This window comes from Bacillus cereus (genome assembly GCF_002567495.1).
Taxonomy (GTDB): Bacteria; Bacillota; Bacilli; order Bacillales; family Bacillaceae_G; genus Bacillus_A; species Bacillus_A cereus_AQ.
Genome location: NZ_NVAP01000005.1, coordinates 112,966 through 128,453, shown reverse-complemented (window position 1 = coordinate 128,453; position 15,488 = coordinate 112,966). Strand labels below are relative to the sequence as shown.

The following is a 15,488-nucleotide window of genomic DNA, read 5'->3' as shown; positions in this document are numbered from 1 at the left end:
ATTGCTTTTGGGGTTCTCCTTCTTTTATTGTATACATATCATACATTTAAATTTGGCTATACTAACAAGTAGTTATGAGGAGGTTATTTTTATGCGAGTAGATGGTAGAGAGAAAACAGAATTACGTCATATACATATTCATACGAATTATTTAAAACATCCAGAGGGATCTGTATTAATTGAAGTTGGGGATACAAAGGTGATTTGCTCAGCGACAATTGAAGAGCGTGTACCACCGTTTATGCGTGGAGAAGGAAAGGGCTGGGTAACAGCTGAATATGCGATGATTCCGCGTGCAACAGAACAACGTACAATTAGGGAGTCAAGTAAAGGGAAAGTAACAGGGCGTACAATGGAAATTCAGCGTTTAATTGGACGAGCGTTACGAGCGGTAGTTGATTTAGAAGCGCTTGGCGAGAGAACAGTTTGGATTGACTGTGATGTTATTCAAGCAGACGGTGGAACGAGAACGGCTTCTATTACAGGTGCATATGTAGCGATGGTATTAGCTTTTGAGAAGTTATTACAAGCGGAAAAAGTATCTAAAATTCCAGTGAAAGATTATTTAGCAGCAACGTCAGTAGGGATTGTTGAAGAGCAAGGTGTTGTTTTAGATTTAAACTACGCAGAAGATTCTAAAGCAGACGTTGATATGAACGTGATCATGACTGGGAAAGGTCAGTTTGTTGAAGTACAAGGAACTGGAGAAGAAGCGACGTTTAGTAGAGCTCAGTTAAATGAACTACTTGATGCTGCGGAACAAGGCATTTTCCAACTGATTGATATGCAAAAAGAAGCATTAGGTGACATCGTATCTCATATAGAGTAGAGGTGGAAAGTATGAAACAAGTTGTTGTAGCGACAAAAAATATGGGGAAAGTGCGTGAGTTTGCTGAGTTATTTGAGCGATTTGATTTAGAAGTGAAATCATTACACGATTTTCCTCATATTGAAGAAGTCGAGGAAACTGGTGAAACATTTGAAGAAAATGCAATCTTAAAAGCGGATAGTTTGAGTAGACAGTTGAATGCAATCGTAATTGCGGATGATTCAGGTCTTATTGTAGATGCTTTGAACGGAAAACCAGGAGTATATTCAGCTCGCTTTGCTGGTGAACCGAAAAATGATCAAGCGAATATCGATAAAGTGTTACAAGAATTAAATGACGTTAACTTTGAAAAGCGTAAAGCACGTTTCTATTGTGCATTAGCAGTTGCTTTCCCTGAGGGTGATAAAAAGCCTGTCATTGTAAATGGGACATGTGAAGGATTTATTTTAGAACAACGCCGCGGAGAAAACGGTTTTGGATATGATCCGATCTTTTATGTGGAAGAATACAAAAAAGCAATGGCAGAATTAAGTTCAGATGAGAAAAATGCCATTAGCCACCGCGGACGTGCTCTTCGTAAGCTAGAAGAAAAAATCCCTGAATGGTTTTTAGGAGAATAAGGGAGAGAGATTGATGAAAGCTTTAATCGTAAGCGATAGTCATAGCTCTGTGAAGGAATTACAGCAGTTGAAAGAGAAATATGAAGGGAAAGTAGATATCATGATTCATTGCGGTGATTCAGAGCTAACGCCTGCTCATGAAGAACTGCAAGGTTTCCATGTTGTAAAAGGAAACTGTGATTATGCTAACTTTCAAGATGAAATTGTAACTGACGTAGATGGTATTCGTTTCTTAGTTGTGCATGGACATCGTCATAATGTGAAAATGACATTACAAACATTAGCGTACCGTGCAGAAGAGGTAGAGGCGCAAGTTGCATGCTTCGGACACTCTCACGTATTAGGTGCGGAATTAATTGATGGTGTTTTATTTATTAATCCAGGTAGTATTTTATTACCGCGTCAGCGTGTAGAAAAGACATTTGCTTTATTACAAATGGATGAAAATCAAATGGAAGTTCGTTTTGAAACATTAGACGGACAACTAGTTGAACAAGCAGTTTTTAAAAGAGGATAAGAAAAATTATCCTCTTTTAAAAAAGGTGTTGACTTTATGTATGGTTATACATATAATAAATATTGTCGATAGGGCAACAGCGCTAACGAAGAAAAATAAAATAACATATGCGGGTGTAGTTTAGTGGTAAAACAAGAGCCTTCCAAGCTCTGGTCGAGAGTTCGATTCTCTTCACCCGCTCCATGTCCCAGTAGCTCAGCCGGATAGAGCATACGCCTTCTAAGCGTACGGTCGGGAGTTCGAATCTCTCCTGGGACGCTAAAAAAACCTTGTTATCTTTTGATAACAAGGTTTTTTGTTTTTTTTTTAATTAGTTATTAATAAACTTCTCAAAGACAAAACCGTAATCTTTCACATTATATTGTTTCTTCATATCAACGAGCCAATTAAAGGCGATCTCGTTCATCTCTTTAAATTGCTCTGCTAAATTCACTTGTGCGTTTGAAATACGGCTAAAAGCGTTAGAGGCCATATCTAAACTTTTATGTGCATACTGCAATGTAATATCGTTGTCGTATGAGATTTCTTCTATTTTAAGTAAAGCTTTATATAAATCTTTTAATTCTTCAATATGTTTTTTGTGAACATCAATGGAGTAATACTCATCTCCCATTTGAAACTTAATTTCTACATCTAAATCAATTGTGCCTGCAGTTTCGAGTGCTACGTTTTTTATTTGATACTTACTATAGATAAAGCGGCGTAGTGTTCGTTTTTTACTCGTTGCGCTTTTACCATCTAAGTGAATTAATCCTTTGTTTGTGAAGCAATATTCATCTGATTTGGATTTAATTAGAAAGTAAATTTTTTCTCCGTCTTCATGCATCACGTAATCATCGGCATCGACTTTATCATAATCTTTCGGTGTGATAACAGAACCTACATCGCTTAACCCTAAAACATCAGCAGCTACTTTTTTGAACATGTATAATCCCCCTTTTAAATTCTTAATTGTACAAAAATATATTAACATGATTTCAATTCGGTGTTTGCTTGTAATCCGAAAACATTTGAAGGTAAGTTAAGGGAAGTAACGAATAATTATTTCAACCCTAAGTTATTTAGTAAATCTATTAGTTTAAGGGTGGATTCTCCGAAAAATAACTAAGAGAAAAACAAGTGATTACAGAGAAATTCCTTGATGTCACCTCAAGTGATATGGGGTGTTTTTCTATCCTATTTGAAATCTTACAATTCTGTAAGGTAACTGTAAGGTAGTTCGATGGTAAGAAATTGCTAATCTTTTATAATGAAGATAACAACGATAAAACGAGGAGGAAGAAATGATGAAGGGATTAGTAGTAACGGGCTTAACAGTTGCTTTTGGATTTGTAGCGTATGAGAAATTAACGTATGTAGTTGATGTTGTAAAACATTTAATTGCTTAGAGAAAACAGCCATGAGAGGGAAAGGGAATGAGTGAATGAATGGAATGGTTATTTGGAATTATAGGTACTTGTAGTGTAGTATTATTGTTCTTTGTCCCAAGTGGTATACTTAGTTCGACAACGAGTTTGTTCTTCTTGAGTTTGTTTGCTTGTACGATGCTTATTATTATGTTTTTAATGAAGCGAAGTAAACCAATCTTCTATTTTAGCATGATTGTTATGGCAATTATTGTTCTCCAAATTATTACCCTTGTAATATACCCCACAATTATAAAAGCTTTCCATTAATGAAGAATCCTCTGCGCCTGTTGCTGGGGATTTTTATTTGTACAATTTTAATTTTTTGTGGAGATTTATTCGTATTGGGATATAAAAGTTAAATATTTTCATATTTCAAACAAATAGTTTTGGGATGTTGTGTTCTCATTACGCATTTGATATATTTACTTTGAACATAATTAAAATCAAGAAAAAGAGGCGGACGTATGGATAAAAAAGAAAATACGGTCGTATTGTTTCCACAACTATCAGAGCGCTATATTGATGAAGGGTTTTTAGCGCTGAAAGAGCGGAAATTCGAAGATGCATTGCGCTGCTTTGAAATATTACGTCAGTATAATGCGGAAACGGAACAAACGGAATTAGCTTCAGTTATTTGTTTACTCGAATTAAAACGTATGGAAGAAGCGAAAGATAAATGTGAACAGCTGCTTAAAACAGGAGTTGTTTTATTTGGTGATATTCTTGAAACATACGTGACTATTTTAGTTCAAACAAATGATTATGAAGGTGTTATTGAAACTGTTGAAAAGGTTTTACAAACGAAAGATATAATGCCTGATCAAAAGGAAAAGTTAGCGCAACTTGCTCTATTTGCAGAAGGTATGCTAAATGAGGGAGACGCATCGCTAGTAGATTCAAACTTTGAATTGGATGAATTTACTAATGAGCTTTTTGGAGAAAATTTTGGACAGAAGCTAAGAGCGATTCAGCAACTTTCGTTAAAAGACTTGGATCTTGCATTACCTGTTTTAAAGAAATTTTTAATAGAAGAAAAGCAGCATCCTTATTTAAAAACTTCTATTTTGTATAAAATGATAGAAAGTCAGGTAGAAGAAGAAATAGAGGTAGAAAAGTTTGGTAATACGATCAAGGTAATTCCAGCATTTACAGGTCATAATGAGGAGCAATCCAATAACATTATACATAAATTATCAAGCCGATTAGAGCAAAATTATCCCGATATATTTGATGTGATGGTTACATATTGGAAAGAATTGCAAATTGGCGTATTCCCATTTGCTCTATTGATGGATAAAGAAGAGATTTGGGCTGCTGTTTTAGAGAGAATTGGAAGAAAGCGTTTCGGATTGGCTATTGATGAAGAAGAGCTTATGACAGCATACAATATTGAATTAGAAGAGTTCCATATTGCCTATCAATGGTTATTACGTGTTGAAAGAGAAGGATATTTGCCCGTATAATTATGAAAAAGAATTGTTCAGTTCTTGAAACGAGCATATTCTATGTTATAATGTAAGGGTTGCAAAAGGCAGAAAACTGCCTGTTTGTAAGAGAAGAGAAGTGTAATTCTCTTACTTAATATGTTTCATATTATTCTCGAACAAAATATACCGTAATTGTCTTCTAGGCAATTAGTAGATTGGAACATTATATCTGAAAGCTTTTGCTAGAGGATTATTTGTATATTTGTTATTTCAAAAAAGAGATAATGAAGATCTTAATCTATAGAGGTATGTGCATACATTATTATAGTTGGAGGGAAAGAATAAATGTCTACAAAATGGGAAAAATTAGAAGGTAACGTTGGCGTTTTAACAATCGAAGTTGATGCTAAAGAAGTAAACAACTCTATCGACGCTGCGTTCAAAAAAGTAGTAAAAACAATTAACGTACCAGGTTTCCGTAAAGGAAAAATGCCTCGTCCGTTATTCGAGCAACGCTTTGGTATCGAATCTTTATACCAAGATGCTTTAGATATCATCTTACCAAAAGCATACGGTGAAGCGATCGATGAAGCTGGTATCTTCCCAGTTGATCATCCTGAAATCGACATCGAGAAGTTCGAAAAAAATGCTAACCTTATCTTCACTGCAAAAGTTACAGTGAAACCTGAAGTTAAATTAGGTGAGTACAAAGGTTTAGCAGTAGAAAAAGTTGAAACAACTGTAACTGACGAAGATGTAGAGAATGAAGTAAAAGCTTTACAAGAGCGTCAAGCTGAACTAGTTGTTAAAGAAGAAGGAACTATTGAAAATGGTGATACAGCTGTAATCGACTTCGAAGGTTTCGTTGATGGCGAAGCATTTGAAGGCGGAAAAGGCGAAAACTATTCTCTTGCAATCGGTTCTGGTACTTTCATCCCAGGTTTCGAAGAGCAAGTAATTGGTCTTAAATCTGGTGATTCTAAAGACGTTGAAGTATCATTCCCAGAAGAGTACCATGCTGCTGAATTAGCTGGCAAACCAGCAACATTCAAAGTAACAATTCACGAAATCAAAACAAAAGAACTTCCTGAGTTAAACGACGAGTTCGCTAAAGAAGCTGACGAAGAAGTTGCAACTCTTGATGAATTAAAAACAAAACTTCGTACAAACTTAGAAGAAGGCAAAAAGCACGAAGCTGAGCATAAAGTACGTGACGAAGTAGTAGAATTAGCTGCTGCTAACGCTGAAATCGAAATTCCAGAAGCTATGATCAACACTGAATTAGATCGTATGGTTCGTGAATTCGAGCAACGTTTAAGCCAACAAGGTATGAACCTTGAGCTTTACTACCAATTCACAGGTACTGACGCTGACAAATTAAAAGAGCAAATGAAAGAGGATGCACAAAAACGTGTAAGAATCAATCTTGTTCTTGAAGCTATCATTGAAGCTGAAAACATCGAAGTTACTGAAGAAGAAGTAACTGCAGAAGTTGAAAAAATGGCTGAAATGTACGGTATGCCAGTAGACGCTATCAAGCAAGCTCTTGGAAGCGTAGACGCTTTATCTGAAGATCTTAAAGTGCGTAAAGCTGTAGACTTCTTAGTAGAAAACGCTGCATAATAAAATAACAAGGCGCGATTTTAATCGTGCCTTGTTTTATAAATATAGAAATATATTTATAAAACTTTTCGATGAAGAAGGAAAAGTTCCTTTATAAGTCGAATATACATATTTCAAAAGTTTTAAAAACTTTTTATTTGTACATAACTAGTCATATTATTTGTATTTCTCGCTACGTAGTGACATAATATGTATTTACATACGATACATTTATCGTGTACATACGAAGGCAAGAGGTTAGCACTTTGTAAGGGGTGTGAAAATATGTTTAAATTTAATGATGAAAAAGGGCAATTAAAATGTTCTTTCTGTGGTAAAACACAAACGCAAGTTCGAAAGTTAGTTGCAGGTCCAGGTGTTTACATTTGTGACGAGTGTATCGAGCTTTGTACTGAAATTGTACAAGAGGAGCTTGCGAAGGACGAAGAAGTAGAATTCAAAGATGTACCGAAACCGGTAGAAATTCGTGAAATCTTAGATGAGTATGTCATCGGACAAGATAGTGCGAAAAAAGCACTAGCGGTAGCGGTATATAACCATTACAAACGTATTAATTCTAACAGCAAAATTGATGATGTAGAATTAGCGAAGAGTAATATTTCACTTATCGGGCCAACAGGTAGTGGTAAAACATTATTGGCACAAACGTTAGCGCGTATTTTAAATGTTCCATTTGCAATCGCGGACGCAACATCTTTAACAGAAGCTGGATATGTTGGGGAAGATGTAGAAAACATCTTACTAAAATTAATTCAAGCAGCTGATTATGATGTAGAGAAAGCGGAAAAAGGAATTATTTATATTGATGAGATTGATAAAGTGGCACGTAAGTCCGAAAATCCATCAATTACACGTGATGTATCTGGTGAAGGTGTGCAGCAGGCACTTCTGAAAATTTTAGAAGGTACTGTAGCAAGCGTTCCACCTCAAGGTGGTCGTAAGCATCCGCACCAAGAGTTTATTCAAATTGATACAACGAATATCTTATTCATCTGTGGTGGAGCGTTTGATGGCATTGAGCCAATTATTAAACGTCGCCTTGGTGAAAAAGTAATTGGATTTGGTTCTGAGAAGAAAAATGCTGATGTAAATGAGAAGCATGTTTTATCTCACGTATTACCAGAGGATCTTTTAAGATTTGGTTTAATTCCAGAGTTTATCGGTCGTCTTCCAGTTATTGCGAACCTAGAGCCACTTGATGAAGATGCTCTTGTTGATATTTTAACGAAACCGAAAAATGCACTTGTTAAGCAATTCCAAAAACTATTGGAGCTTGACGATGTTGAGTTAGAGTTTGAAGAAGGTGCACTAATCGAAATTGCGAAAAAAGCAATTGAACGTAAAACGGGTGCTCGTGGACTTCGTTCTATTATTGAAGGCTTAATGCTTGATGTAATGTTCGAACTTCCATCTCGTAAAGATATCGAGAAGTGTATTCTTACAAAAGAAACAGTAGCTGATAATGAACCACCGAAATTGGTGTTACAAGACGGTACTGTACTTGATACAAAAACATCTGCATAATGCGAAAGAGAAACAGCAATTTTTATAATTGCTGTTTCTCTTTATGTTTAGCTACGTTCCTCCGCGGAAATACTAAGAGATAAAATATTGCGGGAGGAAATAAATAATGAGCTGGACAAATATATTTTTAGTTGTTCAACTTGTTTTTGGTGTAATTGTCGGATTGTATTTTTGGCATTTACTTCGAAATCAACGAACACAAAAAGTTTCAATTGATCGAGAATCGAAAAAAGAATTAGAACAGCTTCGTAAAATGCGTGAGATTTCTTTAACAGAGCCGCTAGCGGAAAAGGTGCGTCCTACATCTTTTTTAGATATTGTAGGGCAAGAGGACGGGATTAAGTCGTTAAAAGCGGCTCTTTGTGGTCCGAATCCGCAACATGTAATCATATACGGCCCGCCAGGTGTTGGGAAAACAGCGGCAGCACGTCTTGTATTGGAAGAAGCGAAACGAAATCCTAAATCTCCATTTCGTACGAATGCTACATTTATTGAACTTGATGCGACGACAGCTCGGTTTGATGAACGTGGTATCGCAGACCCTTTAATTGGTTCGGTGCATGATCCGATTTATCAAGGTGCTGGAGCGATGGGGCAAGCAGGTATTCCGCAACCGAAGAAAGGCGCTGTAACAGATGCGCATGGTGGTATTTTGTTTATTGATGAGATTGGAGAACTCCATCCGATTCAAATGAACAAAATGTTAAAGGTGTTAGAAGATCGGAAAGTATTTTTAGAAAGTGCGTACTATAGTGAAGAAAATACGATGATTCCGACATATATACACGATATTTTCCAAAAAGGCTTACCAGCAGATTTTCGCTTAGTTGGAGCAACGACACGTTCGCCAGAGGAAATCCCTCCTGCTATTCGGTCACGTTGCTTAGAAGTGTTTTTCCGTGAATTAGATACGGAAGAAATTCAAAAAGTAGCGAAAAACGCCGCGGAAAGAGTGGAAATGCAAATAGGTGAAAATGGTATTGAAATGATTGGGATGTATGCAAGAAATGGACGAGAAGCGATTAATCTCGTACAAATCTCTGCTGGTATGGCGATAAATGAAGAACGTTCTTTCATTAAAGATGAAGATATAGAGTGGGTTGTTCACTCAAGTCAGCTTACACCGAAATACGAAAAGCATATTTATCCGATTCCAAGGATTGGTCTTGTAAATGGCCTTGCTGTATACGGACCTAATACAGGTGCGTTATTAGAAATTGAAGTAACAGCAATTCCGGCGAAAGATAAAGGATCGGTAAATGTTACCGGAATTGTGGAAGAAGAAAGTATTGGTAGTCAAACGAAATCGATTCGTCGTAAAAGTATGGCGAAAGGCTCTGTTGATAATGTATTAACAGTACTTCGTTCTTTAGATGTGTTGCCAGAAGGATACGATATACATATTAATTTTCCAGGTGGTATCCCAATTGATGGACCTTCTGCAGGAATTGCTATGGCAACAGGTGTATATTCAGCGGTGCATCGCACATATGTAAATAATGAAGTAGCGATGACAGGTGAAATAAGTATACACGGAGAAGTAAAGCCTATTGGTGGCGTGTACGCAAAAATAAAAGCTGCGAAAAAAGCGGGAGCTAAGAAAGTCATCATTCCTGCTGAAAATATGCAACCATTTTTGTATACGATAAAGGGAATTGAAATTATTCCTGTCCGTAAGCTAAAAGAAGTATTTGAGTTAACGTTTATGCAAGAAAATATGCATAGAGAGCTAGATGTACATAGTAACGTAGACGAAACGGATGCACAATCTATGTAAAAATAAACAATAATAAAATTTGCCAGACTTCGTTTAAGTTTGTATGCTTAATCGGAGTCTTTTTTCTTTTCGTAAGGTAGAAAAACAAGCTATTTACAATTGCGAGGAATCTCAGCAATTGCATCTAGGTGTATTGTAATATAAAATAGTTGAACAGGAGTTTAATTTATTATGGAGGTGCTATGTCTAGTATGAATACGAACGAAAGAATCGTGCCCCTCCTACCATTAAGAGGCGTTCTCGTATATCCAACGATGGTTCTGCATCTTGATGTAGGACGTGATAAATCGATACAAGCACTAGAGCAGGCGGCAATGGATGAAAATATCATCTTTTTAGCAATGCAAAAAGAAATGAATATCGATGATCCGAAAGAAGATGACATATATAGTGTAGGTACATTGGCGAAAGTAAAGCAAATGTTAAAATTGCCGAACGGTACGCTTCGTGTCCTTGTGGAAGGTTTACATAGAGCAGAAGTAATAGAGTTTATCGAAGAAGAAAATGTAGTACAAGTGTCAATTAAAACGGTGACGGAAGAAGTAGAAGATGATTTAGAAGAGAAAGCTCTTATGCGTACGTTACTGGAGCATTTCGAACAATATATTAAAGTTTCGAAAAAAGTTTCAAATGAAACATTTGCAACGGTAGCTGATGTAGAAGAACCAGGAAGATTAGCTGATTTAATTGCTTCTCACTTACCGATTAAAACGAAGCAGAAACAAGAGATTTTAGAGATTGTATCTGTAAAAGACCGATTACATACACTTATTTCAATTATTCAAGATGAACAAGAGTTACTTAGCCTAGAAAAGAAAATTGGGCAAAAAGTGAAACGTTCAATGGAGCGCACGCAAAAAGAATATTTCTTACGTGAGCAAATGAAGGCGATTCAAACTGAACTTGGCGATAAAGAAGGTAAGGGCGGGGAAGTTGAAGAACTTCGTGAGAAAATTGAACAGTCAGGAATGCCTGAAGAAACAATGAAGGCCGCACTGAAAGAATTAGATCGTTATGAAAAGTTACCAGCAAGTTCTGCGGAGAGCGGTGTTATTCGTAATTATATTGATTGGTTATTAGCACTTCCGTGGACAGAAGCAACAGAAGATATAATCGATCTTGCTCATTCGGAAGAGATTTTAAATAACGATCATTACGGTCTTGAAAAAGTGAAAGAGCGTGTACTTGAATATTTAGCTGTACAGAAGTTAACGAATTCATTAAAAGGACCTATCCTTTGTTTAGTAGGACCTCCTGGGGTCGGCAAAACTTCGTTAGCGCGTTCAATTGCAACATCATTGAATCGTAACTTTGTCCGTGTATCTCTTGGTGGTGTGCGTGATGAATCTGAAATTCGTGGTCACCGCCGTACATACGTTGGAGCAATGCCAGGACGCATTATTCAAGGTATGAAAAAGGCGAAAACAGTTAATCCAGTCTTCTTATTAGATGAAATTGATAAAATGTCTAACGATTTCCGTGGAGATCCATCAGCAGCATTACTTGAAGTATTAGATCCAGAGCAAAACCATAACTTCAGTGATCATTACATTGAAGAACCATATGATTTATCGAAAGTTATGTTTGTAGCAACTGCTAATACACTTTCAAGTATTCCAGGTCCATTACTTGACCGTATGGAAATCATTTCGATTGCTGGCTATACAGAACTTGAAAAAGTACACATTGCTCGTGAGCATTTATTGCCGAAACAATTAAAAGAGCATGGCTTACGAAAAGGTAATTTACAAGTACGTGATGAAGCGCTTCTTGAAATTATTCGTTATTATACACGTGAGGCTGGTGTTCGTACGCTAGAGCGCCAAATTGCGAAAGTTTGCCGTAAAGTAGCGAAAATTATCGTTACAGCAGAACGTAAACGTATCGTTGTGACAGAGAAAAAGATTGTTGATTTACTTGGTAAACACATATTCCGTTATGGGCAAGCTGAAAAAACAGACCAAGTTGGTATGGCAACAGGTTTAGCTTACACAGCAGCAGGCGGCGATACACTTGCAATTGAAGTTTCTGTAGCGCCAGGAAAAGGGAAACTAATTTTAACAGGGAAACTTGGGGATGTTATGAAAGAATCAGCACAAGCTGCGTTTAGTTATATTCGTTCTCGTGCAGCAGAGCTTCAAATCGATCCGAATTTCCATGAGAAAAATGATATTCATATTCATGTTCCAGAAGGAGCAGTTCCAAAAGACGGACCGTCAGCAGGTATTACGATGGCAACGGCACTTATTTCTGCACTAACAGGTATTCCTGTAAGTAAAGAAGTGGGTATGACAGGTGAAATTACACTTCGTGGTCGTGTATTACCAATTGGTGGTTTAAAAGAAAAAACATTAAGTGCTCACCGCGCAGGCTTAACAAAAATTATTTTGCCAGCGGAAAATGAGAAAGATTTAGATGATATTCCAGAGAGCGTAAAAGAAAACCTTACGTTTGTGCTTGCATCTCATTTAGATGAAGTATTGGAGCACGCATTAGTAGGAGTGAAACAATGAAAGTAACAAAAGCAGATATTGTAATTAGTGCTGTTAAACCAGAACAATATCCAGACAGTGATTTACCAGAAATTGCATTAGCAGGTCGTTCAAATGTCGGGAAGTCTTCCTTTATTAATAAAATTTTAAATCGTAAAAAGTTAGTGCGTATTTCTTCTAAACCAGGAAAAACGCAAACGCTGAACTTTTTCTTAATCAATGAGATGATGCATTTTGTTGACGTTCCAGGTTATGGATATGCGAAAGTGTCTAAATCGGAGCGCGCGGCATGGGGCAAAATGATTGAAACGTACTTTACAACACGTGAGCAATTAGACGCAGCTGTATTAGTAGTTGATTTACGTCACCAACCAACAAAAGATGACGTGATGATGTATGATTTCTTAAAGCATTATGAAATCCCAACAATTATTATTGCGACGAAAGCCGATAAAATTCCGAAAGGGAAATGGCAAAAGCATTTAAAAGTTGTAAAAGAAACGCTTGCTGTTGAAATTGGCGATGAAATCGTTCTATTCTCTTCTGAAACAGGACTTGGGAAAGAAGAAGCGTGGAAGGCGATTCATAAAATGACAAAAACAAAAAACGCGTGACGAATGTCGCGCGTTTTTTTCTTTGTTGTATTTTTTAGCGTACGTTTAATGTAACTTCAATATTTCCTCTCGTTGCTTTTGAGTAAGGACATACTCCATGAGCAGCTTCTACAAGTTCTTGTGCTTCGCTATGTGAAACGCCAGCGACATGTACATCAAGTACAGCAGATAGGCCGAAACCACCATCTGTATCTTTTCCGATAGAAACGTGAGCAGTTACTTCTGTACTTTCTACTTTCACACGTTTTGTACGAATGACAAGTTGTAATGCACTATCGAAACAAGCTGCATAACCAGCGGCAAATAGTTGTTCTGGATTTGTTGCTTCTCCACCTGCACCACCTAGTGCTTTCGGCATTTTCACATCAAGATTTAATATGCCATCATCTGAAACTACTTTCCCATTTCTTCCACCTGTTGCTGTTACTGAAGCAGTATATAATTTATCCATATTTATTCCCCTTTTCCATCATTAATTGTTTTCATTGTTTCAATTAGTTTATTTAGTTGGATTAATAAAGAACGATATTCTTGCTCTGTAATTCCTAAGTTTGTAGCCATCGTTGTCGGTAATGAACATGCCTTTTCCTTTAAATCTTTTCCTTGTTTTGTTAATTCAATACAAACTTTTCGCTCGTCTTCTTTGGAACGAACACGCTTTACAAGTTTTAATGATTCCATTCGTTTTAACATAGGTGTTAACGTACCGGAATCTAAAAATAGGCGTTCTCCAATTTCTTTTACTGTTAGTCCATCTTGCTCCCATAGTACGAGTAAAGTAATGTACTGTGGATACGTAATACCCATTTCTTCTAAATAAGGTCGATAAAAACGAGTAACCTCTCTAGAACAGGCGTAAATAGAAAAACAAAGTTGGTTATCTAGATGCAAAGAGTCCTCTGTCATACATAACTCCCTTCTAATTAAGTTGTGCACAATTTAATTTTGTAAAACCAATATAACGAAAAATAAATACAATGTCAAATACATTGTATTGAGAAAGTGTTGGTTACATTTTGGAACAATCATACATATTTTCCTTCATGATGAAAGAAGATAGGGAAGATGATGTTATAATTTATATGGAATAGTTTCCATCACTTGATTATGAGGACTTTTTTTGGTAACGTACAAATAGAGTTATTAATTTATAATCATTATAAAGTAGAAAGTTTTTATTAGTGTTACTGAATCTCCTTTATTACATACGGAGAATAATTAAAAAATAATCGGTTGTTCACACGATTGTCAGATTCATAAGAGGAAAGTTGTATTATGATAGTAGATAAAGTGATAAAACGGGTGAAGGGGGACATGCTGCGTGCATATTCTTGTTGTTAGTGTAAATTATCGAACAGCCCCTGTAGAATTTCGTGAGAAACTCACATTTCAGGCAGCAGAGCTAGTGCGAGCGATGACTACATTACAAAATCAAAAGAGCGTGTTAGAGAATGTCATTGTATCAACTTGTAACCGCACTGAGATTTATGCTGTTGTCGATCAATTACACACGGGACGGTATTATATTAAGAAATTTTTAGCTGATTGGTTTCAGCTTGAAATAGAAGAAGTCGCACCATATTTAACTATTTTTGAACAAGATGGTGCAATAGATCATTTATTCCGTGTAACGTGCGGTTTAGATTCTATGGTAGTTGGAGAAACACAGATTTTAGGTCAAATAAAAGATAGCTTTTTAGAAGCACAACAAGTCAAAGCAACAGGCACAATTTTTAATGAATTGTTTAAGCAAGTCATTACATTAGCAAAACGTGCTCACTCAGAAACAACAATTGGTGAAAGTGCGATGTCTGTTAGTTATGCTGCTGTTGAGCTTGGAAAGAAAATATTTGGCGAGTTAACGGATTGTCATGTGCTTATTCTTGGTGCTGGTAAAATGGGCGAACTTGCACTACAAAACTTATATGGAAGCGGTGCTCGTAAAGTAACAGTTATGAATAGAACGCTTTCGAAAGCAGAAGTAATGGCTGAGAAATATATGGGACATGCAAAATCTTTAAGTGAATTGCAATGCGCATTATTAGAAGCGGATATTTTAATTAGTTCAACTGGTGCATCAGAGTATGTCATTACGAAAGAGATGATGACAAAGGTAGAGAAAATGCGCTCTGGTCGTCCTTTATTTATGGTTGATATTGCAGTACCACGTGATATTGATCCAGCGATTGATGAGCTAGAAGGTTCTTTCTTGTATGATATTGATGATTTACAAGGAGTAGTGGAAGCAAACCGTGCTGAGCGTTTGAAAGAAGCAGAGAAAATTCAATTTATGATTGAAGAGGAAATTGTTTTATTCAAAACGTGGTTAAGTACACTTGGTGTTGTTCCGTTAATATCAGCTCTTCGTGATAAGGCACTTGCAATCCAAAGTGAAACGATGGTAAGCCTGGAACGAAAAATACCAAATCTTAGTGATCGTGAGAAAAAAGTTATTAGTAAGCATACGAAAAGTATTATTAACCAATTATTAAAAGACCCAATTTTAGTAGCGAAAGAAATAGCTGCTGAAGAAGGAGCGGGCGAAAAATTAGCATTATTTGCGAAGATTTTCGATTTAGAAATGGAAGACGTAGAGAGTTGTGCGGAAGAAGTAGAACATAAAAGAGCGTGGACACCATCCGTTCCATCTTTATAA

At 36.5% G+C, this 15,488-nt stretch carries 14 protein-coding genes and 2 tRNA genes; 13 read left to right on the top strand and 3 right to left on the bottom strand.

Going from position 1 to position 15,488, the window contains the following annotated elements; genetic code table 11:
• Positions 1-91: 91 nt before the first annotated feature.
• From rph to COK05_RS02365, 5 genes are all read left to right on the top strand, one after another.
• Positions 92-829: a ribonuclease PH gene (gene rph / locus COK05_RS02390; protein WP_001261765.1), complete on the top strand. Its 738-nt coding sequence runs from the start codon at positions 92-94 to the stop codon at positions 827-829.
• 11 nt (positions 830-840) lie between these two features.
• Positions 841-1,449, top strand: a complete 609-nt coding sequence (locus tag COK05_RS02385) for an XTP/dITP diphosphatase (protein WP_141538862.1) — start codon at positions 841-843, stop codon at positions 1,447-1,449.
• 13 nt (positions 1,450-1,462) lie between these two features.
• Positions 1,463-1,966, top strand: coding sequence for a metallophosphoesterase (locus tag COK05_RS02380; protein ID WP_098611312.1), 504 nt, complete (start codon positions 1,463-1,465; stop codon positions 1,964-1,966).
• A 109-nt stretch (positions 1,967-2,075) separates the two neighbouring features.
• A tRNA-Gly gene (locus COK05_RS02370) sits at positions 2,076-2,149 on the top strand.
• Between the two features lies 1 nt (position 2,150).
• Positions 2,151-2,224: transfer RNA gene (locus tag COK05_RS02365), tRNA-Arg, on the top strand.
• A gap of 52 nt (positions 2,225-2,276) precedes the next feature.
• On the opposite strand, the gene COK05_RS02360 is transcribed toward COK05_RS02365, so the two are convergent.
• Complete coding sequence (locus tag COK05_RS02360) at positions 2,277-2,891, bottom strand: PH domain-containing protein (RefSeq protein ID WP_098611311.1); 615 nt, start codon at positions 2,889-2,891, stop codon at positions 2,277-2,279.
• Between the two features lie 502 nt (positions 2,892-3,393).
• On the opposite strand from COK05_RS02360, the gene COK05_RS02350 reads away from it, so the two are divergent.
• From COK05_RS02350 to ysxC, 7 genes are all read left to right on the top strand, one after another.
• Entirely contained in the window at positions 3,394-3,642 is a 249-nt protein-coding gene (locus tag COK05_RS02350; RefSeq protein WP_001983650.1) for a hypothetical protein, read from the top strand.
• A gap of 197 nt (positions 3,643-3,839) precedes the next feature.
• Positions 3,840-4,838 (top strand): hypothetical protein, encoded by a 999-nt coding sequence (locus COK05_RS02345; protein ID WP_098611309.1) that lies wholly within the window; start codon positions 3,840-3,842, stop codon positions 4,836-4,838.
• Between the two features lie 309 nt (positions 4,839-5,147).
• A complete protein-coding gene (gene tig / locus COK05_RS02340; RefSeq protein ID WP_098611308.1) occupies positions 5,148-6,425 on the top strand; it encodes a trigger factor in 1,278 nt (425 codons plus the stop codon).
• Between the two features lie 264 nt (positions 6,426-6,689).
• Complete coding sequence (gene clpX, locus COK05_RS02335) at positions 6,690-7,949, top strand: ATP-dependent protease ATP-binding subunit ClpX (protein WP_098611307.1); 1,260 nt, start codon at positions 6,690-6,692, stop codon at positions 7,947-7,949.
• Between the two features lie 106 nt (positions 7,950-8,055).
• A complete protein-coding gene (gene lonB / locus COK05_RS02330; RefSeq protein ID WP_141538861.1) occupies positions 8,056-9,726 on the top strand; it encodes an ATP-dependent protease LonB in 1,671 nt (556 codons plus the stop codon).
• Positions 9,727-9,908: 182 nt separating this feature from the next.
• Complete coding sequence (gene lon, locus COK05_RS02325) at positions 9,909-12,239, top strand: endopeptidase La (RefSeq protein WP_098611305.1); 2,331 nt, start codon at positions 9,909-9,911, stop codon at positions 12,237-12,239.
• On the top strand, positions 12,236-12,832 hold the full coding sequence (gene ysxC, locus COK05_RS02320) for a ribosome biogenesis GTP-binding protein YsxC (RefSeq protein WP_048372976.1): 597 nt from the start codon (positions 12,236-12,238) through the stop codon (positions 12,830-12,832). The genes lon and ysxC overlap by 4 nt, the downstream gene beginning before the upstream one ends.
• A 34-nt stretch (positions 12,833-12,866) precedes the next feature.
• On the opposite strand, the gene COK05_RS02315 is transcribed toward ysxC, so the two are convergent.
• A complete protein-coding gene (locus COK05_RS02315) occupies positions 12,867-13,283 on the bottom strand; it encodes an organic hydroperoxide resistance protein (RefSeq protein ID WP_000359781.1) in 417 nt (138 codons plus the stop codon).
• A 2-nt stretch (positions 13,284-13,285) separates the two neighbouring features.
• Positions 13,286-13,738: a MarR family winged helix-turn-helix transcriptional regulator gene (locus tag COK05_RS02310; RefSeq protein ID WP_098611304.1), complete on the bottom strand. Its 453-nt coding sequence runs from the start codon at positions 13,736-13,738 to the stop codon at positions 13,286-13,288.
• A gap of 415 nt (positions 13,739-14,153) precedes the next feature.
• Between COK05_RS02310 and hemA the strand changes: the two genes are divergently transcribed.
• A complete protein-coding gene (gene hemA, locus COK05_RS02305) occupies positions 14,154-15,488 on the top strand; it encodes a glutamyl-tRNA reductase (RefSeq protein ID WP_098611303.1) in 1,335 nt (444 codons plus the stop codon).

Bases quoted from the DNA above. Each gene is read 5' to 3' on its own strand.
- COK05_RS02380 (WP_098611312.1), top strand. From the start codon at position 1,463: ATGAAAGCTTTAATCGTAAGCGATAGTCATAGCTCTGTGAAGGAATTA.
- COK05_RS02350 (WP_001983650.1), top strand. From the start codon at position 3,394: ATGGAATGGTTATTTGGAATTATAGGTACTTGTAGTGTAGTATTATTG.
- clpX (WP_098611307.1), top strand. From the start codon at position 6,690: ATGTTTAAATTTAATGATGAAAAAGGGCAATTAAAATGTTCTTTCTGT.
- ysxC (WP_048372976.1), top strand. From the start codon at position 12,236: ATGAAAGTAACAAAAGCAGATATTGTAATTAGTGCTGTTAAACCAGAA.
- lonB (WP_141538861.1), top strand. From the start codon at position 8,056: ATGAGCTGGACAAATATATTTTTAGTTGTTCAACTTGTTTTTGGTGTA.
- COK05_RS02385 (WP_141538862.1), top strand. From the start codon at position 841: ATGAAACAAGTTGTTGTAGCGACAAAAAATATGGGGAAAGTGCGTGAG.
- tig (WP_098611308.1), top strand. From the start codon at position 5,148: ATGTCTACAAAATGGGAAAAATTAGAAGGTAACGTTGGCGTTTTAACA.
- COK05_RS02315 (WP_000359781.1), bottom strand. From the start codon at position 13,283: ATGGATAAATTATATACTGCTTCAGTAACAGCAACAGGTGGAAGAAAT.
- rph (WP_001261765.1), top strand. From the start codon at position 92: ATGCGAGTAGATGGTAGAGAGAAAACAGAATTACGTCATATACATATT.
- COK05_RS02345 (WP_098611309.1), top strand. From the start codon at position 3,840: ATGGATAAAAAAGAAAATACGGTCGTATTGTTTCCACAACTATCAGAG.
- COK05_RS02310 (WP_098611304.1), bottom strand. From the start codon at position 13,738: ATGACAGAGGACTCTTTGCATCTAGATAACCAACTTTGTTTTTCTATT.
- lon (WP_098611305.1), top strand. From the start codon at position 9,909: ATGTCTAGTATGAATACGAACGAAAGAATCGTGCCCCTCCTACCATTA.
- COK05_RS02360 (WP_098611311.1), bottom strand. From the start codon at position 2,891: ATGTTCAAAAAAGTAGCTGCTGATGTTTTAGGGTTAAGCGATGTAGGT.